The organism is Thalassolituus hydrocarboniclasticus (assembly GCF_025345565.1).
GTDB classification, from domain to species: Bacteria; Pseudomonadota; Gammaproteobacteria; order Pseudomonadales; family Oceanobacteraceae; genus Venatoribacter; species Venatoribacter hydrocarboniclasticus.
Genome location: NZ_CP054475.1, coordinates 2,175,901 through 2,201,205, shown reverse-complemented (window position 1 = coordinate 2,201,205; position 25,305 = coordinate 2,175,901). Strand labels below are relative to the sequence as shown.

The 25,305-nt window shown below is 53.2% G+C and carries 22 protein-coding genes; 9 read left to right on the top strand and 13 right to left on the bottom strand.

All coding sequences use genetic code 11. The features are described 5' to 3' along the window. The first annotated feature begins 106 nt into the window (after window positions 1-106). Genes HUF19_RS09700 through HUF19_RS09690 form a run of 3 tightly spaced genes read left to right on the top strand, consistent with a single transcriptional unit; the run spans window position 107 to window position 2,822 of the window. Entirely contained in the window at window positions 107-469 is a 363-nt protein-coding gene (locus tag HUF19_RS09700; RefSeq protein ID WP_260996465.1) for a helix-turn-helix transcriptional regulator, read from the top strand. Further along, the gene (locus HUF19_RS09695; protein WP_260996464.1) at window positions 463-1,791 is read left to right on the top strand and encodes a type II toxin-antitoxin system HipA family toxin; all 1,329 of its coding nucleotides are present in this window, start codon (window positions 463-465) and stop codon (window positions 1,789-1,791) included. The genes HUF19_RS09700 and HUF19_RS09695 overlap by 7 nt, the downstream gene beginning before the upstream one ends. After that, the gene (locus HUF19_RS09690) at window positions 1,788-2,822 is read left to right on the top strand and encodes a tRNA-queuosine alpha-mannosyltransferase domain-containing protein (RefSeq protein WP_260996463.1); all 1,035 of its coding nucleotides are present in this window, start codon (window positions 1,788-1,790) and stop codon (window positions 2,820-2,822) included. The genes HUF19_RS09695 and HUF19_RS09690 overlap by 4 nt, the downstream gene beginning before the upstream one ends. Here the strand turns inward: HUF19_RS09690 and HUF19_RS09685 are convergent. Continuing rightward, window positions 2,813-3,940 (bottom strand): response regulator, encoded by a 1,128-nt coding sequence (locus tag HUF19_RS09685; RefSeq protein ID WP_260996462.1) that lies wholly within the window; start codon window positions 3,938-3,940, stop codon window positions 2,813-2,815. The two genes, HUF19_RS09690 and HUF19_RS09685, sit on opposite strands and share 10 nt — an antisense overlap. Window positions 3,941-4,189: 249 nt before the next feature. Continuing rightward, a complete protein-coding gene (locus HUF19_RS09680; RefSeq protein ID WP_260996461.1) occupies window positions 4,190-5,662 on the bottom strand; it encodes a RimK family ATP-grasp domain-containing protein in 1,473 nt (490 codons plus the stop codon). A gap of 338 nt (window positions 5,663-6,000) precedes the next feature. Between HUF19_RS09680 and HUF19_RS09675 the strand changes: the two genes are divergently transcribed. Next, window positions 6,001-7,125 (top strand): GNAT family N-acetyltransferase/peptidase C39 family protein, encoded by a 1,125-nt coding sequence (locus tag HUF19_RS09675; protein WP_260996460.1) that lies wholly within the window; start codon window positions 6,001-6,003, stop codon window positions 7,123-7,125. Here the strand turns inward: HUF19_RS09675 and HUF19_RS09670 are convergent. Further along, window positions 7,104-7,316, bottom strand: coding sequence for a hypothetical protein (locus HUF19_RS09670; RefSeq protein ID WP_145468375.1), 213 nt, complete (start codon window positions 7,314-7,316; stop codon window positions 7,104-7,106). The genes HUF19_RS09675 and HUF19_RS09670 overlap by 22 nt on opposite strands. A 301-nt stretch (window positions 7,317-7,617) precedes the next feature. On the opposite strand from HUF19_RS09670, the gene HUF19_RS09665 reads away from it, so the two are divergent. Further along, complete coding sequence (locus HUF19_RS09665) at window positions 7,618-9,342, top strand: endonuclease/exonuclease/phosphatase family protein (protein ID WP_260996459.1); 1,725 nt, start codon at window positions 7,618-7,620, stop codon at window positions 9,340-9,342. Between the two features lie 69 nt (window positions 9,343-9,411). On the opposite strand, the gene HUF19_RS09660 is transcribed toward HUF19_RS09665, so the two are convergent. Beyond that, a complete protein-coding gene (locus tag HUF19_RS09660; RefSeq protein ID WP_260996458.1) occupies window positions 9,412-10,626 on the bottom strand; it encodes a GNAT family N-acetyltransferase in 1,215 nt (404 codons plus the stop codon). Between the two features lie 136 nt (window positions 10,627-10,762). Here HUF19_RS09660 and HUF19_RS09655 point away from each other — a divergent pair, with 136 nt between their 5' ends. Together HUF19_RS09655 and HUF19_RS09650 are read left to right on the top strand one after the other, a co-directional pair. Further along, a complete protein-coding gene (locus HUF19_RS09655) occupies window positions 10,763-11,221 on the top strand; it encodes an HIT domain-containing protein (protein ID WP_145468381.1) in 459 nt (152 codons plus the stop codon). Window positions 11,222-11,242: 21 nt separating this feature from the next. After that, on the top strand, window positions 11,243-12,037 hold the full coding sequence (locus HUF19_RS09650) for a hydroxyacylglutathione hydrolase (protein WP_260996457.1): 795 nt from the start codon (window positions 11,243-11,245) through the stop codon (window positions 12,035-12,037). A 20-nt stretch (window positions 12,038-12,057) separates the two neighbouring features. Here HUF19_RS09650 and HUF19_RS09645 read toward each other — a convergent pair whose 3' ends face one another. The 4 genes from HUF19_RS09645 to HUF19_RS09630 form a co-directional block, all read right to left on the bottom strand. Then, window positions 12,058-12,822, bottom strand: coding sequence for an SGNH/GDSL hydrolase family protein (locus HUF19_RS09645; protein WP_260996456.1), 765 nt, complete (start codon window positions 12,820-12,822; stop codon window positions 12,058-12,060). Further along, a complete protein-coding gene (locus HUF19_RS09640) occupies window positions 12,819-13,406 on the bottom strand; it encodes a uracil-DNA glycosylase family protein (protein WP_260996455.1) in 588 nt (195 codons plus the stop codon). The genes HUF19_RS09645 and HUF19_RS09640 overlap by 4 nt, the downstream gene beginning before the upstream one ends. A 169-nt stretch (window positions 13,407-13,575) precedes the next feature. After that, a complete protein-coding gene (locus HUF19_RS09635) occupies window positions 13,576-14,079 on the bottom strand; it encodes an HU family DNA-binding protein (protein ID WP_260996454.1) in 504 nt (167 codons plus the stop codon). Window positions 14,080-14,290: 211 nt separating this feature from the next. After that, the gene (locus HUF19_RS09630; RefSeq protein ID WP_260996453.1) at window positions 14,291-15,109 is read right to left on the bottom strand and encodes an SDR family NAD(P)-dependent oxidoreductase; all 819 of its coding nucleotides are present in this window, start codon (window positions 15,107-15,109) and stop codon (window positions 14,291-14,293) included. 301 nt (window positions 15,110-15,410) lie between these two features. Here HUF19_RS09630 and aspS point away from each other — a divergent pair, with 301 nt between their 5' ends. Then, window positions 15,411-17,186 (top strand): aspartate--tRNA ligase, encoded by a 1,776-nt coding sequence (gene aspS, locus HUF19_RS09625; protein ID WP_260996452.1) that lies wholly within the window; start codon window positions 15,411-15,413, stop codon window positions 17,184-17,186. 69 nt (window positions 17,187-17,255) lie between these two features. After that, window positions 17,256-17,597: a hypothetical protein gene (locus HUF19_RS09620; RefSeq protein ID WP_260996451.1), complete on the top strand. Its 342-nt coding sequence runs from the start codon at window positions 17,256-17,258 to the stop codon at window positions 17,595-17,597. A 51-nt stretch (window positions 17,598-17,648) separates the two neighbouring features. Here HUF19_RS09620 and HUF19_RS09615 read toward each other — a convergent pair whose 3' ends face one another. From HUF19_RS09615 to HUF19_RS09595, 5 genes are all read right to left on the bottom strand, one after another. Further along, complete coding sequence (locus HUF19_RS09615; protein WP_260996450.1) at window positions 17,649-18,575, bottom strand: lysophospholipid acyltransferase family protein; 927 nt, start codon at window positions 18,573-18,575, stop codon at window positions 17,649-17,651. Window positions 18,576-18,876: 301 nt separating this feature from the next. Beyond that, window positions 18,877-19,812, bottom strand: coding sequence for a 1-acylglycerol-3-phosphate O-acyltransferase, YihG family (gene yihG, locus HUF19_RS09610; RefSeq protein ID WP_260996449.1), 936 nt, complete (start codon window positions 19,810-19,812; stop codon window positions 18,877-18,879). 136 nt (window positions 19,813-19,948) lie between these two features. Continuing rightward, window positions 19,949-20,467: a hypothetical protein gene (locus tag HUF19_RS09605; protein ID WP_260996448.1), complete on the bottom strand. Its 519-nt coding sequence runs from the start codon at window positions 20,465-20,467 to the stop codon at window positions 19,949-19,951. Between the two features lie 155 nt (window positions 20,468-20,622). Next, window positions 20,623-22,392, bottom strand: coding sequence for a phosphoethanolamine transferase family protein (locus HUF19_RS09600; RefSeq protein WP_260996447.1), 1,770 nt, complete (start codon window positions 22,390-22,392; stop codon window positions 20,623-20,625). A 233-nt stretch (window positions 22,393-22,625) separates the two neighbouring features. Then, window positions 22,626-25,229 carry a bifunctional aconitate hydratase 2/2-methylisocitrate dehydratase gene (locus tag HUF19_RS09595; protein WP_260996446.1) on the bottom strand — a complete coding sequence of 868 codons (2,604 nt, stop codon included), beginning with the start codon at window positions 25,227-25,229 and terminating at the stop codon, window positions 22,626-22,628. Between the last annotated feature and the right edge of the window lie 76 nt (window positions 25,230-25,305).

Genomic DNA, 25,305 nt, shown 5'->3' with positions numbered 1-25,305 from the left:
GCTATTAAAGTCCCTTTTTAGGGTCTTTATGGTGCGTTGACTTTAATGTCCTATAATGGGATCTTAATGTTCATTTTTGGTCTTTAAGTCCCTTTTAGGTAACTTTATGTCGTCTGTATCGTCGTATTCCGATCTGTCTCCTGCCGCCCTCAGTGAGCTGCTGGGTGAACGGCTGAAGCTGGCACGGCTGAATCAGGACCTGACTCAGGCTCAGGTTGCTGAGCAGGCGGGTGTCAGCCGTAAAGTCGTGATCAATGCCGAAAAGGGCAAGGCGTCGCTGGAAGCCTTTGTTGCCGTCCTGCAGGCGCTGAATCAGGTGTCGCAGCTGGATCAGTTTTTGCCGCCGCAGACCTTATCGCCTTTGCAGCTGGCAAAGCTGCAGGGGAAGCGCCGCCAGCGGGCTTCAGGTTTGGGGCTGGGACAACAGGTTACTGATACGGGGCAGGCAGAGGAGGACGGTTCATGGTGATGGAGGCGATCCGGGTGCAATATGCCGAAGGTGCCGTCACCCATTCTGTGGGAGCGGTCAGCTTTGATACCACGACCGGGCAGGGGGCATTCGAATACAGTCCGGAATTTATCCGCAGTGGCATCGAACTGGCACCTCTGACAATGCCTCTGGCGGCGGGTGTTTATCGGTTTCCGCAACTCGGCTTTGCCACCTTTAAAGGCTTACCCGGTTTAATTGCCGACTCGCTGCCGGATGACTTTGGTAATGCGGTATTAAATGCCTGGGTTGCCAGTCGCGGTAAGCGCCCGCAGGGCATCACGCCATTGCAGCGTTTGCAGTACACAGGTAAGCGCGGCATGGGTGCGCTGGAATTTGCACCGGCAACGCGGCTGAAAAGTCTGAATGCCTCGCAGCAGGTAGAAATCCGTGCGCTGGTGGAAATCGCGCAGGATATTCTCGATAAGCGCAGTGATTTTCAGGTGACGCTTGATCAGCACGGTGCGGATGATAAAGAAGCCATGCTGGCGCTGTTGTCGGTGGGCATGAGTGCTGGTGGTGCGCGCCCCAAAGCGGTATTGGCCTTTAACGACGATTTTACTCAGGCGCGCTCCGGGCAGACCGATGTACCGGCAGGGTTCAGTCATTATCTGATGAAGTTTGATGGTGTCAGCGAGCACAATCAGAATACAGAAACCTTTGGTGACCCGCTGGGTTATGGCGCCATGGAGTATGTTTACGCGCAGATGGCGCAGGCCTGCGGTATTCAGATGATGCCCTGTTATTTATTGGCAGAAGGTGATCGCCGCCATTTTCTGACCCGGCGCTTTGACCGCGAAGGTAACGACAAAATTCATATGCAGACGCTTAATGGTCTGGCGCATGTGGATTATAAAAAACCGGGCAGTTTTTCCTACGCCGAATTGTTTGCCGTGGCGCGCCGGTTAAAGCTGAGTGCGCCTGAAGCAGAACAGATTCTGCGCCGTATGGTGTTCAATATTGTTGCCCGTAATCATGATGATCATGCCAAAAATACCGCCTTTCTGTACCGTAACCGGAAATGGTCGCTGGCACCGGCCTATGACCTGGCATACAGCTATAAACCCGGCAGTCCCTGGGTAAACAATCATTGGATGAGTTTAAACGGCAAGCGTGATGGTTTTACCCGTGAGGATATCTTCTCGCTGGAAAAGCTCAGTCCGTTGTTCAGCCGTAAAAAACTGAATACGGTCATTGATGAGGCCATTGAGCAGGTTTCCCGCTGGCCGCAGCTGGCAAAAGAGCAGGGTGTACCTTTGTCATTGGTGAATGAAATTACCGCCAATCTGCGTCTGACGTTATGACTAAAAAAATACTGTTACTGTCTGCCTACCGTTCTGACAGTCATGCCAGCTGGGCGAAATGGCTGACGCAGAATTTAGCCGCCGACTGGCGTGTACTGGAATTACCCGGACGTTATTATCGCTGGCGCATCCGTGGCAATCCGCTGAGCTGGCTGGATGAATTGCCTGAACTTCTGCACGATTGGCAACCTGAGCGTATTCTGGCCACCTCTATGGTGGATATTGCCACGATTAAAGGCTTGTTGCCGCAGCTGGCGGCGGTGCCGGTCAGTTATTATTTTCACGAAAACCAGTTCGCCTATCCGCAGGGGGAGGGGCAGCATAATTCCGTTGACCCGCTAATGGTGCAGCTGTATGGCGCGCTGGCGGCCGATGAATGTTTATTTAATTCGGATTTTAACCGCCAGACGTTTTTAACCGGCGTTGATGCGCTGTTAAAAAAATTACCGGACTGTAAGCCGGCTGGTCTGGCTGCGCGGCTTGGACAAAAATCGGTGCTTTTACCTGTGCCGGTCAATGCCGTTGCTGGCGGTGAAAAAATACCGGGGCTGATTCTCTGGAGTCACCGCTGGGAATACGACAAAAAGCCGGAGCTTTTTTTACAGCTGCTGCAGCTTTTGAAAGCACAGAATGCCGATTTTAAACTGGCGTTGCTGGGCGCACGGGCGCAGAAAATACCGGCGGCATTAACCCATATCCGCAAGGAGTTCTCCGCTCAGATTCTGGTCGACGCTATGGTCAGTCGCGCGGATTATGAATACTGGTTGGGGGCTGCTGAGGTGGTGGTCAGTACGGCTATCCACGAGTTTCAGGGGTTATCGGTGCATGAGGCGGTCAGCGCCGGTGCTGTGCCTGTGGTGCCCGATGATCTGTGTTATCGCGAGCAGTATCCGGCGTCTTTCCGCTATACACCGGGAGATATGAATGCGGCAGCACAGATGATAGGTGGCGTGCTGGCTGAGCAGTTCAGGCCTTTACCTGAGGTGAAAAGTTCTGCGGATACCTGGCAGCAATGGCTGTGTTACTGCTGAGCCAGCAGGTCGTACAAGGCCTCAAGAATTTTGCTCAGATTACCATCCATATCTTTGGTTTTTTCAGCCATATCATCCAGTTTAGCCGTGGTCTGATTGGCCAGTTTCATCAGTTGCTTTTCCTGATCTTCCTCCAGACCAAGGCTGAACAGCATCCCTTCGAGACGGATAACCATATCGCTGACGATCGAAGTAACGCTTTCGGTATAGGCGTTAACTTCATTACTGGTCTGGCGGATGTTGTCTTCAGCCAGAGCAATCAGGTCACGCAAAAATTGTATGCGCTGCTGGCTTATATCGGATTCCGCAGCAATGGCTCGTGCGCGGCCATTAGCAATATCCGCAAGTACCGCCAGGTGGTCTTTGAGGCGGCCATAGCGGGCCTCATCGTCCAGAGGCATATTCTTGATCAGGATAATCACCATGCCGCTGTGAATAACGGTACGAACGCCAAGATGGGTAATGCGCTGGTCGGCATTGCGGAATTTCATCAGTACCCTGGCTTCTATTGAGTCTGCGGAGCAGCCCAGCAGTACCGGTTCCGCTTCGTCAATCAGCACACAGCAGTTCAGGCCGAATTGTGCCGCAACGGTCATAATGGCGACGGCAAGAGAGTTGCCTTTCTGGATGGTCTGAACTTCTTTTACAAAGTGGATGATCTGACCCAGCTCGCTGGAGCTTGTCATCGCTTCCATTGCGACATTCATGGCCTCATGTGATTGCGCAATGGCCAGCTTGCGCGCCAGTACGCGCTCCAGATTAAAGGCTATTTTTTCCAACAGCAGGGTTCCGTTGACCGGCTTGGTCAGGTAATCATCAGCCCCTGCTTCAAACCCCTCCAGACGCTCTTCGATGCTGTCTTTGGCTGAGACAAAAATCACCGGCGTATTTTTACTTTTCGCTTGTTTGCGTATAGCGATACAGGTGTTGTAGCCACTGATGCCGGGCATCCTGACATCCAGCAAAATCAGATCAGGCTCTTCCTGCTCCAGAAGCTTCATGCATTGCTCACCGGAATCGGCTTCCAGCAAACGATATTTATCTTTCAGCAGGCCGTGCAGGAGTAAGCGGTTGTCGGCTGCGTCGTCGACAATAAAAATAAGTGGCTGGGGTGTCATGCTGCTCTCCATTATGGCTGCTGATAGCCGGCAGTCGGCTGCTTCCCTGTTCTGCAGATAACAGAATGCAGCCAGAGCATCTCTGAAGTATTCAGAGGTGCTCTGGCTATGAGTTTAGACCGGTACACCGATGCGGCAATGTTTGTGTTCAGACCCTGGTGATCAGCTGTCTGGCGGTACATGTTGTGAGCAGTAAAGTGGCAGTAAGGAACACAGAGGCGCGTGACCTCTGTGTTTGCGAAGAGAGGTTTAATGGCGGCCGTTCAGCTCGTCCAGCTTGCGCAGCATAATGCCCATGATCTGTTGATACAGCAGGCTGCCGCTGTGCAGATCCTCGACACCCATGTCGATGCTGGGGTTGTCGTTAACTTCAATAATAACGGCACGGTCACCGCTTTCTTTCAGGTCAACACCGTAAAAACCATTACCCATGCATTTTGCGGCTTTCAATGCGGTTTTGATGACCTTCTTCGGTACCTTGTCGACCGACATTGCATCGGCATTGCCGGATTTATGCGAGCGGGCACTGTGGTTGTAAATCTGCCAATGGCTTTTGGCCATAAAATAACGGCAGGCGTAAATCACCTGGTTATCCATAATGCCGATGCGCCAGTCGTAATCGGTCGGCATAAATTCCTGCAGCAGTAAAATCGCCGAGCGCTGACTCAGGCGCTCGATGCATTCGATCAGTTGTTCGCGGTCTTTGGCTTTTTCCACCCCGATAGAAAACGAACCGTCCGGCACCTTAACAATCACCGGCAAGCCCAGCTCGGCAATCAGACCGTCGAGATCATAGGGCTGGTTACCCATAATCAGACGGGTTTTCGGCGTGTCGACTTCAAAGCGCTGCAGGCGTTCGTGCAGATACACTTTATTCGAGCAGCGCATAATGTCGGTCGGGCTGTCGATCACCAGCAGCCCCTGATTTTCTGCATTCTGGGCTATCTGATAGGTGTGATGATCCACACGGGTGGTTTCGCGGATAAACAGCGCGTCGTATTCACCGATGCGGGACGCATCTTTCCAGGTAATAAAATCGACATTCAGGCCGAGGTCTTTACCGGCTTTCTCAAAGGCTTTTAAGGCGCCTTTATTGGATGGCGGCAGAGCTTCTTCCGGGTTGTGCAGAATGGCGAGGTCGTACTTAAAGCGTTTGCCCGAACGGCGGTTGCGCCAGATTTTATGGCTGAAAGCATCCAGTGCTTCGGCAAAACGGGTCTGGCCGGCATCGTCCAGATCATCCAGCGAACAGCAGTGCACGCGGCTGATAGTCCAGACGCCGGGCTGATGGCGGGTCAGGGTGATATCCAGTACCGGAAAACCAAAGGTATCAAAAATACGGCGGGCAACGGCTGCCAGCTCCGGTTGTTCGCTCTGACCAAAATAAATGCGTAATGACAGCTGCTGGCTGTCGGCATCGCGCTTTTTGTAGAGGCTGTCGAGCTGGCGCCCATAGCGCAGTGGCAGCGGCTGGCCGGATTCAAAGCTGTTCAGTTCGCGGATGGCGCGCACCGACGGAAATACCTGACCGCCACGGGCTTCGGCCAGCAGAGAACCATAGTAACCGGTGCTCAGGTAGCTGTAGTCGCGGCACAAGTTGATGACGTAGCCGCGGGTCTCGGCGAAGTCGCGCAGGTATTGCTCAATCGCAATCACCTGATTGGTCGGATAAAACGGACTCCAGTCCGTCAGCTGATCGACAAGCACGAGCAAAGGTTTCATAACATATTCCGCAGAATGAGACCGATAAAATAAGGTGGTTGCTGAGCCCGAAAAGGGGTTTGGTAAGACTCCGGATCAACGCTCTGGTTCGTGCCGGATTACGGCGTAAGAAAAAGGGCAGTCCATCGCCTGACGGTTGCGGGTGTCAGCAGGCAGCGGCACCAGAACAGTGCTGGCTGAAAAATCATAGTATGCAGGGGGCGCGACTTTCGCCAGTAAAAAAATAGCGCCGGCGCTACTTTTTTTCGGCCGGCGCGAAGACTATGCTCAGCGGCATTGTCAGCCCGTGCGCTATGCGACCGGCTGATCTTTTCTGGTTCTGAAAATGACGGATTTTTATGCATCCCCGACTGGCGGAAATTAGCGACGTTGCGGCGTTGAGTGCACTTGAAGCGCAGGTATTCAGCGGTGATTGTCTGAATGCACGGCGCTTCCGTCATTTTATCCGCAGCGAGCACAGTGAGCTCTGGTGTCTGGACTCTCCGCAGGGCGGCATTCAGGCCTATGCGCTGGTGCTGTTTCATCGTGGCACCTCGCTGGCGCGTTTATATTCTCTGGCGGTTGCACCTGAGGCCCGCGGACAGGGTCTGGGGCTGCAATTGCTGCGCTGGGTGGAAGAGCGGGCGCTGGCCCGTCATGTATTGTTTATGCGTCTTGAAGTGCGTAAGGATAACGCTGGCGCTCTGGCATTGTATGAGCGTTATGGCTATCGCCGTTTGCGTACCCTCAAGCAATATTATGAAGATGGTGCCGATGGCTGGCGTATGGAAAAACACCTGCGCGGCGCGATTCCTGTACCGGATAAAATCCCGTTTTATGCCCAGACCACGCCTTTTACCTGCGGCCCGGCCGCCTTGCTGATGGCGATGCGCAGTCTGGATAAAAGTGTGGTGCTGAATCGTCTGCATGAACTGAATCTGTGGCGCGAGGCAACCACTATTTATCTGACCACCGGTCATGGCGGAACCTCACCGCAGGGATTGGCTCTGGCGGCGCACAGTCGTGGTTTTGCGGTGCGGTTGTGGCTGTCGGATATTCGTGTGGCGTTTCTGGATGGTGTGCGCAGTACGCACAAGCGTGAGGTTATTCAGCTGGTCGGTGATGATTTTCAGACGCGCTGTGACAACGCCGGAATTATTACCGAGGTCGGCAATAAAAGTGTGGATGACCTGCGTCAGGCGCTGGCGGCGGGTTACCGCATTCTGTTGTTAATCAGTACCTGGCGTCTTAACCGCAATAAAGCACCGCACTGGGTGTGGCTGGTGTCGGTGGATGATGATTACGGCTATATCAATGACCCGGATGTGGATGCCGATCTTGATCAGGTGGCGACCGATAACCTCTATGTGCCGGTCAGCCTCGACAATCTGGCGCGTATGATTCAGTACGGCAGCGCGCAGTACGGAGCGGCGGTATTGCTCTCGGGGTCGTTACCGCCGGATCAGGATGCGGCGTGCACATAAGGCTCGGTGCGTTGCGGATCGTACAGTTCGTCAAATTCCGGCGCGCGCTCTGAGCGCAGCGCCACCCAGCCGGCGACATCTTCACGCCATTCTTCCATTGGCCGTATCAGCGGTGCGGCCAGCATCTTGGCTTCGGTACCACGGGTTGCAAATACCAGAACCTGTTCCACTTTGTATGCCTGTAATGCCATGTCTGTTGCTCCGCGATTATCTGACTCTGTGCCGGCCGTAAGTACTGCTGCCGGGTCGCACTTTATACCAGAAGAGGATCAGTCAGCCTATGCCGGGTCTGCACGGGAGGGTGTCTCCGGTCATCAAAAACAGCTTCACCAGCCGATAGAATTGGCGCGAAAAAGCGTAACAAAAACAAGGGCTTCTGCTATATGCTGCACGATAGTCCCGGATGGACTGCGCTGAATATTCTCCGCTGACAGCGACGTTTTAACGAACAGCAATAAAAAGTTAACTAACGACGACAAAAAGAGATTCCCTATGCTGAACCTTGTCCGTTTCCGTCCCGTTGCCTCTGTAAGCGCGGCCGCATTACTGCTGGCCAGCTCAGGTGCAATGGCCATGTCGCAACCGCCGCAGTCGCTGAGCAGCGAGATTGTATTTACCAACAGCACGCTTGAGACTCTGCAGGTTAATCTGCAGGGGAATGCCAATGCTGAGCTGGTCAGTGCTGAAGTACCGCCGCTGGCAACCCGTACCCTGGCGCGTCTGACCCGTGACGCCGCAACCGACAGCAGCCTGCTGCTGAGCCTGAGCTCTGATGCCGATCAGTTTGTGTTGCAGCAAAACACTACTGGCCTGAACGTCAGCTTTGCCGCCAGTGGCAATGGCTGGAATCTGGCTGGCCAGAGTGATGACAGTATTCATCGTCAGGCGGCGAACATCGAAGGCCGCGCCGCCACACTGGCAGTGAAAGGCGAAAGCCTGAGTGACGGTGGTGTTATCCGTTATGTGTTGCAGGAGCAGGATAGTAAGCCTGTGACCGCCACGGCCGGAGAGTTCAGCCTGTTTAACTATAACGTCTGGGCAACGACTATTTACGGTTCGAAGAAAGTGTCCACCCGCCTGACTCAGATGCCGCAGGTGATGGCCGGTCACGATGCGCTGGTGTTAACTGAAGTCTTTGATCTGGCCGAGAGTAATGCGTTGCTGGACGATCTGCGTGCTGAGTATCCGTACCAGACCGACGATGTATTTAAAGCGGGTAAGGTCATGGCGTCCGGTACCCGTATTCTGTCGCGCTGGCCGATCGTGCTGGAAGACGCTCACGCTTACAGTGCCTGTGATGGCATTCAGTGTGCTGCAACCCGCGCCGTTATTTATGCCAAACTGAATAAACAGGGTAAAACGTATCACTTGTTTGCCACCCATACTCAGTCTTCAGACGATGACGCCAACCGCAACGCCCGTCTGGCACAGTTGCAGGAAATGGGCGATTACATCCGCAGTCTGAACCTGCCTGCCGATGAACCTGTACTGATGGCTGGTGACTTCAACGTTAATAAAATCGGTCTGCCGCAGGATCGTGATTATCTCGAAGCTGTACTCAATGCCCGTGAACCTCAGAACCTTGGTCATAACCTGAGCTACGATTCCAATACCAATCACTGGGCCGAAGCGCCGTATCTGGAATATCTGGATTACACCCTGGTGAGTAATGCTAACCAGCCAGCACTGGTGGCCAGCCAGGAAATCATTGCGCCGCGTTCGCTGCAGGATAACCTCTGGGGCGAGTGGGATTTATCCGATCATTATGCCGCCCGTGGCCTGTTCCGTTTTGATGACAGCAATGTCGTTCGCAGCGTATTTCCTTATGCCGGTGACGTGGTGCATCTGCAAACTGCGAATGGGCACTTCCTGCGTGCCATGAGTGGCGGTGGCAGCTTTGTCTCGGCGGGTTCATCGCAGGTCGGAACCTGGGAAAGCTTTATTATGGCCAGTCTGGCTGACGGTAAAGTGGCTCTGCAGGCGCGCAATGGCGGCTATGTCGGTCTGGATTCTTACCTGCTGGGCACACTGGCTACCGGGCACAGTAAAGACAGTGCAGCAGCACAGTTTGAACTGGTGAACCTCGGTAATGACCGCGTGGCCCTGAAAGCGGATAACGGCAAATATCTGCGTGCCGATTTTGGTGGTGGTGCCGGTGCGAGTGCTGGTTCTGCCGATATTGGTGCTAATCAGACCTTTGTGCTGATTCGCCCATAAAGCGGAGTTTTAGCAGACATAAAAAACGGAGCAGCAGCTCCGTTTTTTTATTGCAGTTGTTAAGCTATTTCAGCTTTTAAACGGCAGCAGGCTGCGTGCCTGTTGCTCATAAATAATAACCTGAGCTTCTTCTTCCTGCGCAAAGTGCGCAACAGCCTGCTGGAATTCCGGCTGCATCAACTGGTGATAACTGAAGGTGCTGACCGGCGTAAATCCACGGCTGATTTTATGCTCTCCCTGGGTGCCCGGATCAAAGCGCTGCAGGTTGTTTTCTATACAGAATTCAATGCCCTGATAATAACAGGCCTCAAAATGCAGACCGTCGATATCCTGCTGACAACCCCAGTAGCGACCGTAGAGCGTCGTGTCATCAAAAAAATACAGGGCAGAGGCCAGAAGCTGGCCGTCTTTTTCGGCCTGTACCAGCAACATTTGTCGGGATAAATGCTGGCGGCATAACTGAAAAAACGTTTCGTTTAAATAGCCCTGAGAGCGCCGGCGCCAATAGGTTAATTGGTAACACTGATAAAAAAAGTGTATGTCGGCGGCGCTGATATTATCGGCGGTTTTTTGCACAATATTGATGCCCATATCCTGCAGACGCTGGCGTTCTTTACGCACATTTTTGCGCTTGCGGCTGGCAAAGGACTGCAGGTAATGATCAAAACTTATATAGCCCTGATTAAACCAGTGAAACTGGCAGCCGCGCCGGCGTACCGGTGGCATTGCCTGCGTGGTTGCGGACTTACAAAGTGTATCCAGCAGCACTTTGTCGCCGGGAGCGACAAAGTTAAGGTGCCAGCCGGATAACTGTTGCGCTGAGCAAAATGCCTGTACCGCCTGTAATGCATCCTGCCAGACCTGTTGTACTTCTGTTTCTGACGTAGCGTTATGCAGCAGCCGGGGGCCACTTGCCGGAGTAAAAGGCGCGGCCCATAACAGCTTTGGATAATACTCCAGTGCATAGCGCTGATAGGCTTCGGCCCAGCTCCAGTCAAATACGTATTCGCCGTAACTGTGCGTTTTGCGGTAGCAGGGAATGATTATTTCGGCTTCGCCCTGAGTATCAAAGCGCACCAGATACTGTACCTGCCAGCCGCTGTCGTGTTCATTGCCTTCGTTGTTGTTGCCGCTGCTGCCGGAGCCAATACAGCCGCTGTGTTCGAGTGCGGCGAGAAACTGATAGTCGAGAAAAGGATAAAGCCCCGCACTGTTGCGCTGCAGCGTTCGCCACTGAGTTTCAGGGATGGCGCTAATGCTGGTGATCAGGTGGAAATCCTTCATTCAGAGCGATCCGTAGTCTTTGTGGGTTACATATCCGTTCTGCGGCAGAATATTTGTCGGCTTTATCGTGAAAGCAGTGACCTTGCACAGACTCAGGCCTATCATAGTGACTGGAATAACTGCTGCGGAGGGAATTATGTTCCGTCTTGATGAACGACTGCAATCGGATACCACACTGATCGGCCGCCTGCCACTGAGCCAGGTGCTGCTGATGAACGACAGCCGTTACCCCTGGGTAATTCTGGTACCGGCGCGCAATGATGTGTTTGAAATTTATCATCTGTCGGAAGAAGACCGGATGCAGCTGGCGAAAGAATCCAGCTGGGTGCTGGAAAAAATGGCCGATCATTTTTCTGCCAAATCCATGAACGTCGCCGCACTGGGTAATGTGGTTGCTCAGCTGCATGTGCACCATATTGCCCGTTTTGCTGATGATCCTGCCTGGCCAGGTCCTGTCTGGGGACACAGCCCGGCGGTGCCGTACAGTGCGGCAGCTCTGGAGGAGCGCGTGCATGAGCTGAAGAGTTTATTTTCCAGCCATTTTGTTGAAGACCTGCACGCTGAGGATGACGAAGAAAACAACGTCTATTGGTAATGTCTGAGCCGGAGAAACTATATGATTGTGTTACGCCGTTTTATGAATAATCCGCTCAGAAATTTTAATTATCTGATCGCCTGTGAAGAAACCCGTCAGGCCATTGCCCTTGATCCTCTGGATGGCGAAGGCATGGTGCAGTTAGCCGCTGAACAGGGGTTGGATATCCGGCTGATTATCAATACCCACGAGCACCATGATCATATTGAAGGTAATCCGGCGGTGCAGGCTGCAACCGGTGCGCCCATCTGGGCGCATAAAAATGCGCTGGGAAAAATCCCCAATCAGGCGCATGGCCTGACCGCCGGCGATGTGATTGAACTGGGTACATTGCGCTTTAATGTGTTGTTTACGCCGGGGCATACACCGGTACATCTTTGCCTGCTGGCACCGGTGTCGGAGCACGAACCTGTGCCGGTGTTATTTTCCGGCGATACCTTGTTTAATGCCTGTGCCGGTAATTGTTATAACGGCGGTAATGTCGACACTATGTACGATACTTTTGTGTCGCAGCTGCTGCCATTACCGGATGAAACCTTGCTGTATCCCGGGCACGATTATATGAAAAATAATCTGGCCTTTGCCCTCGACCGGGAGCCGGGAAATAGTATGGCGGGCTATTGGGCAGATCAGGTGTCAGCCTTTTCTCCGGACGATATGCCGGTGATGACGCTGGGGCAGGAGCGTGAATACAACCCGTTTTTACGTCTGCACGAGCCGCGGATTCGCGCGAGGTTAAAAGAACAGTTTCCGCAATTAGGCGAGGGCGACCGGGATGTGTTCCGGGCGCTGCGCAGCCTGCGTGATCAGTGGTAAATAGCTGATTTAAGCATTACTCAGAGCAAAGTGCGGATGCTGTCCGCAACCCCTTCACCCCAGCGGGCGTAGCCTTCAGCGTTGGGGTGATAACCATCTTCTGCCATCCATTGTGGCTGCAGTGGCAAGCTGATTGCTGCATGATGCCAGCCCTGCTTGCGGCATAAGTGTCTTATTTGTTTATCCAGCTGCCAGGCGCGCAAACCAAGAAAACGGTTCAGTGGTGCAGGCAGTGCAGGAAAATCCTGCATTGGCGGTACCTGAGTAAAAATCACCTGGGTTTCTGCCGGTAAATAGGTTTTCTCATGCTGAATTAACCGACTGAGCTGGCGGCGCCACTGATGGGCCGGGGTAAGGCCTGTGGTGTCGTTTACGCCCAGAGTAATCAGCAGCAGTGCTTTCTGATGTGGCGCTTGCTCCGCTGCTTTATCTTCTTCTGCAATCAATTCGTTTAACTGTGCTGCGCGGATGCCGCTTTGTGCTATCGCCTGCCATTGTACTGCCAATTGTTCACTGGCCAGCGCCCGGGCGATGCAGGCGGTGAGGCCGTTGCTGATGCTGCTGATACCCACACCGGCGACGGTGCTCTCGCCGATATGACGCAGCAGCAGGCTGTGCGCCGGCTGTTGTAATTTCGGTTCAGTGCCAGAGCGTATGCCGCTGGCTTCAGGCAGGCGCAGGGTATCGCGTTTGACGGTTTTTCCCTGGTAAATAATCCAGGGCAATACCGGCAGCAGTGGCAGATAGAGCAGATAGCTGAGCAGTAACGTCAGTCGTGAGGTCATGGTGTGCTTTCCAGCAGGCGGTGAATTCGTTGTTGCAGGGCAGGGATGGCTTCCTGCTCAAACCAGGGATGTTTTTTCAGCCACAGCTGATTGCGTGGTGAGGGATGTGGCAGGGCAAAAAAATCGTCGGGAAAATCCCGCCAGTGCGCAACGCGTTCGCTCAGGTTGCGATAATCATCCTGTAAATAGTAGTTCTGCGCATATTGCCCGATTAACAGCGTCAGGCGGATATTGGGCATGGCGCCCAGTAACTGCGCATGCCAGTGCGGGGCGCACTCCGGGCGCGGTGGTAAATCGCCGCTTTTACCTTTTCCCGGGTAGCAGAATCCCATCGGCATAATGGCGACTTTGCTGTCGTCATAAAACACATCATTGCTGACGCCCAGCCATTGCCGCAGTCGCTGGCCACTGGCGTCGTCCCAGGGAATTCCGCTGGCGTGAACTTTGGTTCCGGGTGCCTGGCCAATAATCAGCAGACGCGATGTTGCCGCCGCGCGGACAACAGGGCGAGGCCCCAGTGGCAGGTCAGCAATACAGCGGGTGCACTGTTCAATCTCGGTGAGAAGGGGAATCAGCTCAGACATATTCAGCGGCCAATGGCAGGTATCTGTGTATGGTGGCGTGTTCCGGGCTGAAGATCACAAACAGACCGGTAGAGTATCAGGCAAAAAAAAGCGGCCGGTGCAGACACCGGCCGCTTAACGATGTGCCGGCTGCCTGAGGCCGTGCCAGCGGTTGCTGCAAAAGCAGCGATTACATCGCCATGTCTTTCAGTTTTTTCAGCGGCAGAACTTTAACCTTGGTGCTGGCAGGCTTAGCTGCAACATCCATGGTTTCGCCCGGACGGAATGGGTTTGGTACATTCTTACGTGCTTTTTGCGCAGGCTTCTTAACGGTTTTGATTTTCAGCAGGCCTGGCAGAATGAATTCACCAACGGCACGTTTTTTCACGTGACGCTCGATCAGTACGGTCAGCTCTTCCAGTACGGCGTTAACGTCTTTACGCGCCAGACCGGTGGTTTCTGCGATTTCATTCAGCAGCTGGGTTTTGCTGTATTTTTCAGCAATCGCAGTCGTCTTGCGTGCTGCCGGAGCGGCGGCTTTTGCTGCTGGTGCTTTAGCTGCCGCTTTTTTGGCAGGTGCTTTAGCAACGGCTTTCTTGGCTGGTGCTTTGGCTACGGCTTTTTTAGCCGCAGGAGCTTTGGCAACCGCTTTTTTCGCAGGGGCTTTTGCCGCCGGAGATTTTTTTGCAGCCATGATCTGATCCTTTTGGTTTTGTTGTTCCGGGTTCGGGCTTCTCCGTGGCGGGCTGACGTTGAGCTGCTGCACATTACCGGAGACGCCAGAGAATTCTTATGTAAAAAAAAGGGTGAGGCAAGCACCTCGCCCCTGTTTTTTCGGGGTTTTTCGTCACAAAACGTGATTTGCGACCGTCTGATGCGCTTTTTTGCGGAAATTCACCGGTCTTTTATGCCAGTTTTTTCAGCACCCAGCCGAAAATACCGCTGTAGCGTACCGGGAACCAGCGCTGAATGCGGTCCATCAGGCGGGCGTCAGCACCGATCAGAATGCGGCGTTTTTGTTGTTTTACCCCGCTGAGAATCACATCAGCGGCTTGCGCAGGGGTTGTGCGTGCCATCTTTTCGAACTCTGCAATCTGGGTGGCGTGGTCTTTCTCGCCGGCCAGAGAGGTTTTCATGCGGCCATTACGGACGATGTTGGTTTTAATGCCACCGGGGTGCACGGTGGTAACGAATACATTGGTATCGGCCAGCTCCTGGCGCAGGGATTCAGTAAAGCCGCGCACGGCAAATTTGGTGGCGTTGTAAGCAGCCTGGGTTGGCAGGGCAATGATGCCAAAGATGCTGGATATATTAATAATGGCGGCCTCCGGACGGCTTTGCAGGTGCGGCAGAAAGGCCTTGGTGCCGTAGACCACGCCCCAGAAATTAATATTTACAATCCACTCCATGTCCTCGTAGCTCATATTGGCGACGGTTTCTGATAGGGCAACGCCGGCATTATTGATCACGGCATCGACCTGACCATGGTCGGCGACTACCTGAGTGGCATAGGCTTCAAATGCATCGCGGTCGGCAACGTTCAGGGCGCTGAGGGTTACTTTGCCGTGGCCGCTCAGTAATGAGCGGGTTTCTTCCAGCCCTTTCATATTGACGTCGGACAGTGCCAGATGAGCGCCTTCACGGCTCAGTTGCTGGGCCAGTGCCCGGCCAATGCCGGAAGCTGCGCCGGTGATGACGACGACTTTGTTGGAGAATGACTGCATGGGTTTGCTCCGCTGATGTTCTGCTGAAGTGAGGGATGCTCACAGGTTTTTATCATTATTGAGCGGGCAGACTACCGCAGTGGGGAGCGGACTCAAGGTGGATTTGCGACGATCCGCAGGGCTTTCTGCCCTGGCCGGCGGTGCCTTTGCCGCAGGTTGAGCCTGAGGTTGCAGGAATCCGGCTGCTGAGGTATCGGATCGCCGCCAAAATCCGTTATACTGCCCGCCTTTTATTTCCGGCCCGCCTTCTATTTACGGCCTGTCGGCAACTTCATTGACGATTCAGATGCAGGACCAAGCGATGCGCACACATTATTGTGGTGATATCAACGAAACCTTGATCGACCAAACCGTAACCTTCTGTGGCTGGGTGCATCGTCGCCGCGACCACGGGGGCGTGATTTTCCTCGACATCCGTGACCGCGAAGGTCTGGTGCAGGTGGTGTTTGACCCTGACACTGTGGATGCTTTCAATACTGCCGACAGCGTGCGCTCTGAGTTTGTTGTACAGATCAGTGGTCGTGTGCGTGGCCGTCCGGAAGGCACCACCAATGCCAATATGAAAACCGGTCTGATCGAAGTTCTGGGTAAAGAAATCACCATCCTGAACAAGGCGGCAACGCCGCCGTTCCCGCTTGATGGTTACAGCGATGTGGGTGAAGAGATTCGTCTGAAGTATCGCTTTATGGATATGCGTCGTCCGGAAATGCAGGACAAGCTGCGCTTCCGTTCAAAAGTGACTTCCCATGCCCGCCGTTATCTGGAAGAGCAGGGTTTCCTCGATATCGAAACCCCTATCCTGACCCGTGCGACGCCGGAAGGTGCGCGTGACTATCTGGTGCCAAGCCGTACCCATGAAGGTTCTTTCTTCGCACTGCCACAGTCGCCACAGCTGTTCAAACAGCTGCTGATGGTTGCCGGTTTTGACCGTTACTACCAGATTGCCAAGTGTTTCCGTGACGAAGACCTGCGTGCTGACCGTCAGCCGGAATTTACCCAGATCGACGTCGAGGCTTCGTTTATTGACGAAGACGACATCATGGGTATCGCTCAGGGCATGATCAAAGAAATCTTCCAGAAAGAACTGAATGTTGATCTGGGCGACTTCCCACGTATGCCATATTCCGAAGCGATGAACCGTTACGGTTCAGACAAGCCGGATATGCGTATTCCGATGGAAATCGTTGATGTTGCTGAATTCCTGCAGGATATCGAATTCAAAGTCTTTGCTGCTCCGGCGAAAGATCCGAAAGGCCGTGTTGCTGCACTGAAAGTACCGGGCGGCGCTGAGCTTTCCCGTAAACAGATTGACGATTACACCAAATACGTTGGTATTTACGGTGCCAAAGGTCTGGCCTGGATTAAAGTCAACGAAATCGAAAAAGGCGTTGAAGGCCTGCAGTCACCGATTATCAAGTTTATCGGCGACGATAACACCATGAAGATCATGGCCAAGCTGGAAGCGAAGAACGGCGATATCGTTTTCTTCGGTGCTGATAAAGCCAAGATCGTTAACGAAGCGCTGGGCGCCCTGCGTTGCAAGGTTGCCGCTGACCTGAACATGTACACCTCTGAGTGGGCGGCATTGTGGGTTGTTGACTTCCCGATGTTCGAAGAGAACGACGATGGCTCTGTAACTGCATTGCACCATCCGTTCACTGCGCCAAGCTGTTCTCCGGAAGAGCTGGAGAAAGACCCGCTGAACGCGCTGTCCCGTGCTTACGATATGGTACTGAACGGCTGTGAGCTGGGCGGTGGTTCTATCCGTATTCACGATCAGAGCATGCAGCAGAGCGTATTCCGCGCGCTGGGCATTTCTGAAGAAGAACAGCGTGAGAAATTCGGCTTCCTGCTGGATGCACTGAAGTTTGGTGCGCCACCACACGGTGGTCTGGCTTTCGGTCTGGATCGTCTGATCATGCTGATGACTGGTGCAACCTCCATTCGTGAAGTGATTGCCTTCCCGAAAACCCAGTCAGCTGCTTGTGTGATGACTCAGGCCCCGGGTGCAGTTAACAACACCCAGCTGCGTGAGCTGCACATTAAATTGCGTGAAAAGCCAAAGGCTGCGGAATAATTCCGGCAGACTAATGGGTAAAAAAACGGGAGCTGATGCTCCCGTTTTTTATGCTGTAAGGAAATTCATATGGATAAGAAAATAAGTGCCAACCCGGCGTTGCTGTCGTTGTCGGAAGTTGCCAGTGAGGCACATGCGCGGATTCAGCAGGATTTCGCTGAGATTAATCCGGTGATCGGGGTTATGCAGGGGATGCGCAGGATGGGGATTCCGGCCGACGTGATGAGTATTGATTGCTTACAGACGCGTAAACGAATTCTTATTGTGTTGCATGATGACCACCCGGAGCTGATTCAGTATCAATATACCTTTATTGATCAGGACCCGGGAGATGACTATCAGGCAGTAAAACATGCCGATTTTAACGCAGATGTGTTGTATCACTGGATCAGTGAATACTTTATGAAATGAGATTTCTGAACTCACCCTCTGTCGTACAATTAAACGTCAGAGGGTGGTCGTTCAGTACATTTTTGCTTCACCGGCAGGGCGCTTTTTAAAGCGCTTATGCACCCAGAAGTACTGAGCCGGATAGTGGAGAATGGCTTTTTCCAGTTCCCTGTTCCAGGCTTCGCAGTCTTGTTGTGCATCATTACCAAAGCCTTCCAGTTCATCACTGAATTCGTATTCGAAGTTGCCATCGGCAAGACGGTGCATACGCATAAAGACCACCGCGGCACCGCTCTCTTTCGCGATCCAGGTAGGCGTTGACAGGTTCGCGGCCTGTACGCCGAAAAAGGGAGCAAATAAATCAGATTTGCTGAAGTTCTGATCGCAACCGTACCAGGCCATGCCGCCGTCTTTCAGAAACTGAACCATGTCTTTCAGTTCGTATTTGGTAAAACCGTGTACATGATGGCGGTGGCGTCCGTTGACAATCATGCGGTTAATCACCGGATTGTCGTGGGGGCGGTACATATAGCCGAGGGGATAATCCCGGGCAACCCGGTCGGCGAAGATGGCCAGAATAAAATCGACGGCGGCGAAGTGGCCACCCATGATCAGTACGCCATTGCCTTTGGCGCGGGCATTAAGCAGTTTATCCAGACCAATAACCTTTGCTTTGGCCGAATAACCGGACATGTCCCGCCACCAGGGGTGAGATGCCTCAAGTGCGCCTCTGGTCATTTCCACCATGTTTTCTTCAATCAGTGTTTCTATTTCTGCAGGGGATTTATCCGGAAAGCAGGCACTCAGATTGCGGCGGCTAATGCGCGTACGGCTTTTCATTCTTTTGCTCAGCACGCGGCCAAGGCGGGCGCCCATTGCATGTTTGGTGTTAACCGGTAGCCAGGCCAGTGACCACATCAGCAGAACGATAATCCAGGCGCCCCAGTATCTGGGTTTCAGCAGGGTGGGAGTAAGCGGTATAAGAGCAGGTTGTGTCATGTAACGGTTATTTCATGCGTAAAAACGCGGGATTTTAAATCATTCAGAACATGTTGTTCCATATTTATTCTGAATCTGTTTCCGGGTAAAGAGCCATATAAAATACCCGGTTTTTATGCCGATAATATTCTGCTGATTCCCTTAGGGCGGGAGGGAAAAGAGCGGTATCGAACCAGAAGGGTACGGAAACAGAAGGGTACGGAAGAAGCGATAATGCAGTGGGGAATTGTGAAAACAAAAGCCGGCGATTACAGGAATGGCCGGCTCGTTTGAGTCAGGTTCAGGACTGAGACCTGATCTGCTACAAAGGCTCCGCCTTCTGTCCGGCTAAGTCAGAAAGCTGTTCATCTTTTTTCAGCCATATTTCCGTTACCCACTGCTGGATTTCCAGGCGTAAGGCGTCGTCATTCTGATAATCGCCTTTGCAGAAATGCGCAGGAATCGGCAGCTCTTCAATCTGTACCACGGCGTGTTTAAAGCGTCCGCACATCATGTCCCAGAAGCTTGGAATACCTTGCGGGTAATAAATCGTGACATTGGTCAGGGCGCTGAATTTATCGCCCAGCGCCTGAATGGCAAAGGCCAGGCCACCGGCTTTGGGTTTTAACAGGTGCTTAAAAGGTGACTGCTGGTCACGGTGTTTGGCAACGGTAAAGCGTGTGCCTTCGAGAAAGTTCATCACACTGGTGGGGGTCAGTGAAAACTTTTCACAGGCTTTTTGGGTTTCTTTTAAATCATCACCGGCCTTTTCCGGATGTTTGGCCAGAAATTGCTTTGAGTAGCGACGCATAAAAGGAAAGTCGAGAGCCCACCAGGCCTGACCCACAATTGGTACATAAGCCAGTTCTTTTTTAATAAAGAATTTCAGCAGTGGCACTTTGCCGTGGTAAATCTGATACAGCACAAAAATATCCACCCAGCTCTGGTGGTTGGCGCTGAGCAGGTACCAGTCTTTTTTGCCCTGACGCGACAGGCCGCGGATATCCCAGCGTACGCGATGTACGTTGTTCAGCCACCACAGAATGCCGGCCAGCCACAGGCTGGCGATGGCAGTAATCACCGGGTTCGCCAGTTGCTGCGCCTGACGGGCAGGCAGAATAATGCGCAGCAGAATAAAGGCGTAAAGGAATACACCGAGAAACACGGTATGAATCAACAGCGCAAGCGAGCTGATGATACCTGCACAGGTTGTCAGAAAAGAGGGTTTTCCGGCGGAGTGTAATTCAGCTTTGCTCACGTTAGAGTCCGTGTCTGGTGGGCGGTTAAGAGTGATGGCTAATGTTAGATAAAGTGGCGGAGCGCGGCAATCTTATGTTGCGCTGAGGCTGTGTTGCATGCAGGACAATCTGTTGCGCGCGGCCTGTGTTGCTGTGTCAGAAGGAATCCGGGCTTTGGTCGTCGATAACCCGGGCAGGGGATTGCTCGGTAAATATCTGGCTCTGTCCGTTACTGTGTGGAAAATAAGCAAGATTGATGATGACGCGCTCATAAAGCCAGTAGACCGCGTCCGGCTCTTCGGCCCGGTAACGCTGTTGATAGCGGTATTGCAGCCAGCCATCCTGTAATTGCCATTGAAAAAAGTCACCGTTGCTGTGGCGTAAGCAGATGGCACCATCCTGTTGCTGATAAAACAGCACCCGGTCCAGTTGCCAGCCCTGATTGCCGACTTTTTTCAGACGAAAACGACCATCGGGGTAGCGCGAACATGGGCGGTCGTCGCCATGGATATCGAGGCGTAATTGCTGGCCATTACCGAGAGGTATATGCGGGAGTTGCTGTATGGATGCTATGGAGCTGCGTTCAGGCTGACTGTGCCTGAGCGAGGCATAGGGTTCGCCGCGTTGCGATTTTTCCCATTGCTGACAATGAATCTGAACCAGATATGCACCCATAATATTGTCCGTTGGCCTGGCTGGCCTGGTAAGCAGCGAATGACTGGACGCATATTAACAGAAAGTTTGTCCGGGACAGACTGTCCGGCCGGACTGGCAATAACAACTACCGGGATAAACAGAAGCCGGGCCATAAGGCCCGGCTCTGTTTTGTATTATTGGCTGGTTACTGTTGCGGCGGGCTGAAGGTCTTTCAGGGGTTTATAAGCCAGCTTGCCGTGCATGGTGCGGGCATTTTCCAATGGCAGTTCATAGTCAAAGCTGAACAGATCGCAGCTGCTGCAATAGGCATCGCTGTCCAGTCTGGTGCCGCTCATCCCTACGACCGTATCGAAAATAAAGTCGTTAGGGTAATACTGGCCAAGGTTGTGGCGCAGGGCTGCGGTTTTATCGGCATTGTGCTGCTGGTAAGCCTTTGACAGCCAGATCAGCGTCGGCGACTCGACCATATCAAAAGAGAAGTTTGCACTGGAATGACCAACGCCGCGTTCGATATCTTCCGAATGGTCGGCAAAGTAGATCAGGCCGCCAATACCTTCTTCACCCAGAGTGCTCTGCAGGTCGTCGATCAGGGTGCTGACAACATGGTCGTTATAGAGAATGCTGTTGTCATAGCACTCGCGGGAGTGACCGAGGCCGCCCTTGAAAATATGCGAATAGATGGCGTCGAGAGTAGCGACTTCATAACGTTTGTAGTCTTCCGGATAGCGCTCACAGTAGTCGGTGTGATTGCCCATCAGATGCACAAAAATCACCTGATTTTTACCCGCATCACGCTGTGCCAGAACATCTTTATACAGTGGCAGAAGAACGCCGTCCGGCTGATGGTCTTTGTGTGACATGCTGTGGAATTCAATATCGAAGGTCAGCTGTACATCCTGTGCTTCTTTGGCGATCAGGCCGAGGATCATATCGTAGCTGTTGGACAGTGGCTGATTACCCAGCCAGTGAGTTACGAAACCGGCTTCGTTCATTAATTCAACAATGCCCAGTGACTGGGTGTAGTGCTTATTGTTTTTCTGATTAGCTGCAGTCAGGGCGTGGGACAGGGCAGCCATGGTGCCCGGATAATTGGAGAAAGAATTATCGGCAATAAACAGATTGCCTTCATCTTTCAGACGCTGCAGGTTAGGGGTGGTGTCCAGCTCATAACCGTAGACGCCCATGTGGTGTTTGTTCAGGGATTCACCAACAACCACAACATAGACTTCGCCTTCACCCTCTTTGCTGATATGGAAGTCTTTATTGATTTTGCGTTCGCTGAACTGCGCCATCCGTTCTTTGGTGGTGGAAATCTCTTTCTGGTAGCTGACATACACATCGACCGGATAGGTGAAGAGTCCCTTTTCCAGTGGTGCCAGTGCGATCATAACAAACGCCAGCAGGGAGTAGAGTGCTGTGGTTCTGATGGGCAGGGTCTGGCGCGGAGTATCGTTGTTGTGTTTTACCACCCAGATCAGCAGTGCAGCGGCCAGCAATAGCGGGATAACTGACATCACTGAGGTGAAGCTGGCGAGGTACTCACCGGCTTCTGCACTGGTGGTCTGGAAAACAGCAATAAAGCTGTCTTTGTTCATGGCGCCACCCACAACCTGATAATGCAGCAGGTAGGCAAGAGGGCCCAGTAAAGGTAAGGCAATCAGCAGAAAGCCCAGAATACGGCCAACAAAAGTGCGCATGGGCAGGGTCATAAACAGGCTGGTTGCAACCGCAAAGATCAACAGGTCGGTCACTGCACCGTAGGGGTAGATTTTGCCGACGGAAATCACCGACAGAATAATGCTCAGGATCGCGGCACCAAGCATTAAACGGCTGACGCGGGGTTGATTAAGTGCAGTGCCGCGCTTGATCAGTTGCGTCCAGATGTAGACAGTCAGACCAATAAAAAGGAGTTTTACCGGAATTAAAGGAAATATAGCTGACATGGTGCTCCCTTGGATTGGTAAGGTTGTCCGTAACGGGCAGTAGAGCGCGGAATGTAATGAAAATGTCACCGGATTGCAAAGGAATGACTGTTCATCTTCCTGACTTAATATTACGGGCAGGTGGTAACGCCGGTTCAGTCTGGGTTCAGGGAACTGTCGTCGGACAGGAGTGCTGAAGACGGGCATAAAAAAACCCGGCGATTGCCGGGTTTTTGATCTGCACAGAAAACCGATTACTTGTCAGAAGCAATCACAGCAGTCGCTGCTTTTCTGGTGTACTCGTCCATCTTGTCGAAGTTCAGGTACTTGTAGATGTCGGCAGACATGCTGTCGAGTTTGTTGGCGTATTCCATGTATTCTGCGGTGGTTGGCAGTTTACCCAGAATCGCACCTACCGCAGCCAGTTCCGCAGAGGTCAGGTACACGTTGGCACCATCACCCAGACGGTTCGGGAAGTTGCGGGTAGAGGTAGACAGTACGGTGGTGTTCGGAGCTACACGTGCCTGGTTACCCATACACAGAGAACAGCCCGGCATTTCGGTACGTACACCGGAAGTGCCATAGATGTTGAAGTAACCTTCTTCCATCAGCTGAGCTTCGTCCATCTTGGTTGGCGGAGACATCCACATACGGGTGCTCAGACCACCTTTGTGCTGGGACAGCAGCTTACCCGCGGCGCGGAAGTGACCGATGTTGGTCATACAGGAACCGATGAATACTTCATCCACCTTGTCGCCAGCCACTTCGGACAGGAACCTGGCATCGTCCGGGTCGTTCGGGCAGCACACGATAGGCTCTTTAATATCAGCCAGATCGATTTCGATCACGTGGGCGTATTCCGCATCTTTGTCAGCACGCATCAGGTTTGGGTTCGCCAGCCAGGCTTCCATGGCTTTCGCACGACGTTCCAGAGTACGGGCGTCGCCGTAGCCTTCCGCGATCATCCAGCGCAGCATCACGATGTTGGAACGCAGGTATTCAGCCACCGATTCTTCCGACAGGTTGATGGTACAACCGGCGGCAGAACGCTCTGCAGAGGCGTCAGACAGTTCGAACGCCTGCTCAACCGTCAGGTTTTCCAGACCTTCGATCTCCAGAATCCGGCCGGAGAATTCGTTGATCTTACCTTTCTTCTCAACGGTCAGGATGCCTTGTTTGATACCGTACAGCGGAATGGCGTGAACCAGATCGCGCAGGGTGATACCCGGCTGCATCTGGCCTTTGAAGCGCACCAGTACAGATTCCGGCATATCCAGTGGCATAACACCGGTCGCTGCGGCGAAGGCAACCAGACCAGAACCCGCCGGGAAGGAAATACCCATAGGGAAGCGGGTGTGGGAGTCACCACCGGTACCGACCGTGTCAGGCAGCAGCATACGGTTCAGCCACGAGTGGATGATACCGTCACCCGGACGCAGAGCCACGCCGCCACGGGTCTGGATAAAGTCAGGCATGGTGTGCTGCATTTCAACGTCAATCGGCTTCGGATACGCCGCCGTGTGACAGAACGACTGCATCACCAGATCCGCCTGGAAGCCCAGACACGCCAGATCTTTCAGTTCGTCACGGGTCATCGGCCCCGTAGTGTCCTGAGAGCCTACAGTCGTCATTTTAGGTTCGCAGTAAGTGCCCGGACGTACGCCCTGGCCTTCTTCCAGACCACAAGCCTTACCCACCATTTTCTGCGCCAGAGTGAAGCCTTTGGTGCCGGCTTCAGGGTCAACCGGCAGACGGAAAGTGTCGGTTGCGCCCAGATTCAGAGCAGCGCGGGCCTTGGTAGTCAGGCCGCGACCGATGATCAGCGGGATACGGCCGCCAGCCTGAACTTCGTCCAGAATCACATCGGATTTGAATTCGAATTCGGAGATAACGTCACCGGCTTCGTTCAGGATTTTGCCTTCGTACGGACGGATATCGATCACGTCACCCATGTTCATCTTGTCGACAGGAGCTTCGAATACCAGAGCGCCGGCATCTTCCATGGTGTTGAAGAAGATAGGAGCCACTTTAGAACCGATACAGACACCACCGCCGCGTTTGTTCGGCACGCCCGGAATGTCGTCACCGAAGAACCACAGCACCGAGTTGGTGGCCGACTTACGCGAAGAGCCGGTACCGACAACGTCACCCACAAAGGCAACGGGCAGGCCTTTGGCTTTGATCGCTTCGATCTGCTTCATCGGGCCGGTTACGCCGTGCTCTTCCGGAGTCAGACCGTCACGGGTCATTTTATAAGCAGCGCGGGCGTGCAGCGGGATATCAGGGCGGGACCAGGCATCGGGAGCAGGAGACAGGTCATCGGTATTGGTTTCGCCGGTGACTTTAAATACGGTCATCTTGATGGATTCAGCAACCTTGTTGCGCTTGGTGAACCACTCAGCGTTGGCCCAGGATTCCATCACTTCTTTGGCAACGGCGTTGCCGGCGTTCATTTTGTCCTGAACGTCGTTGAAGGCATCAAACATCAGCAGGGTGTGCTTCAGTTCGTTACCGGCCAGCGGAGCCAGTTCGGCGTTGTCCAGCAACTCAACCAGCGTGGCGATGTTGTAGCCACCCTGCATCATACCCAGCAGCTGAATCGCCTTTTCTTTGGATACCAGCGGAGACGTCGCTTCGCCTTTCACGATGGCCGTCAGGAAGGCGGCTTTTACGTAGGCAGCTTCGTCAACACCTGGTGGGATGCGGTTTTCCAGCAGATCAACCAGAACGGTTTCTTCGCCAGCCGGTGGGTTTTTCAGCAGTTCGACCAGAGCAGCAGTCTGCTCAGCATTCAGTGGCTTGGGTGGAATATTCAATTCAGCACGTTCAGCGACGTGTGCGCGATAAGCTTCTAACACAGCGGTATCCTCATCGTTAACAAGTTAGATTCTGCACGGTCCGTTCCTTTTTATCGGGACGAATTATAGCTTCTGC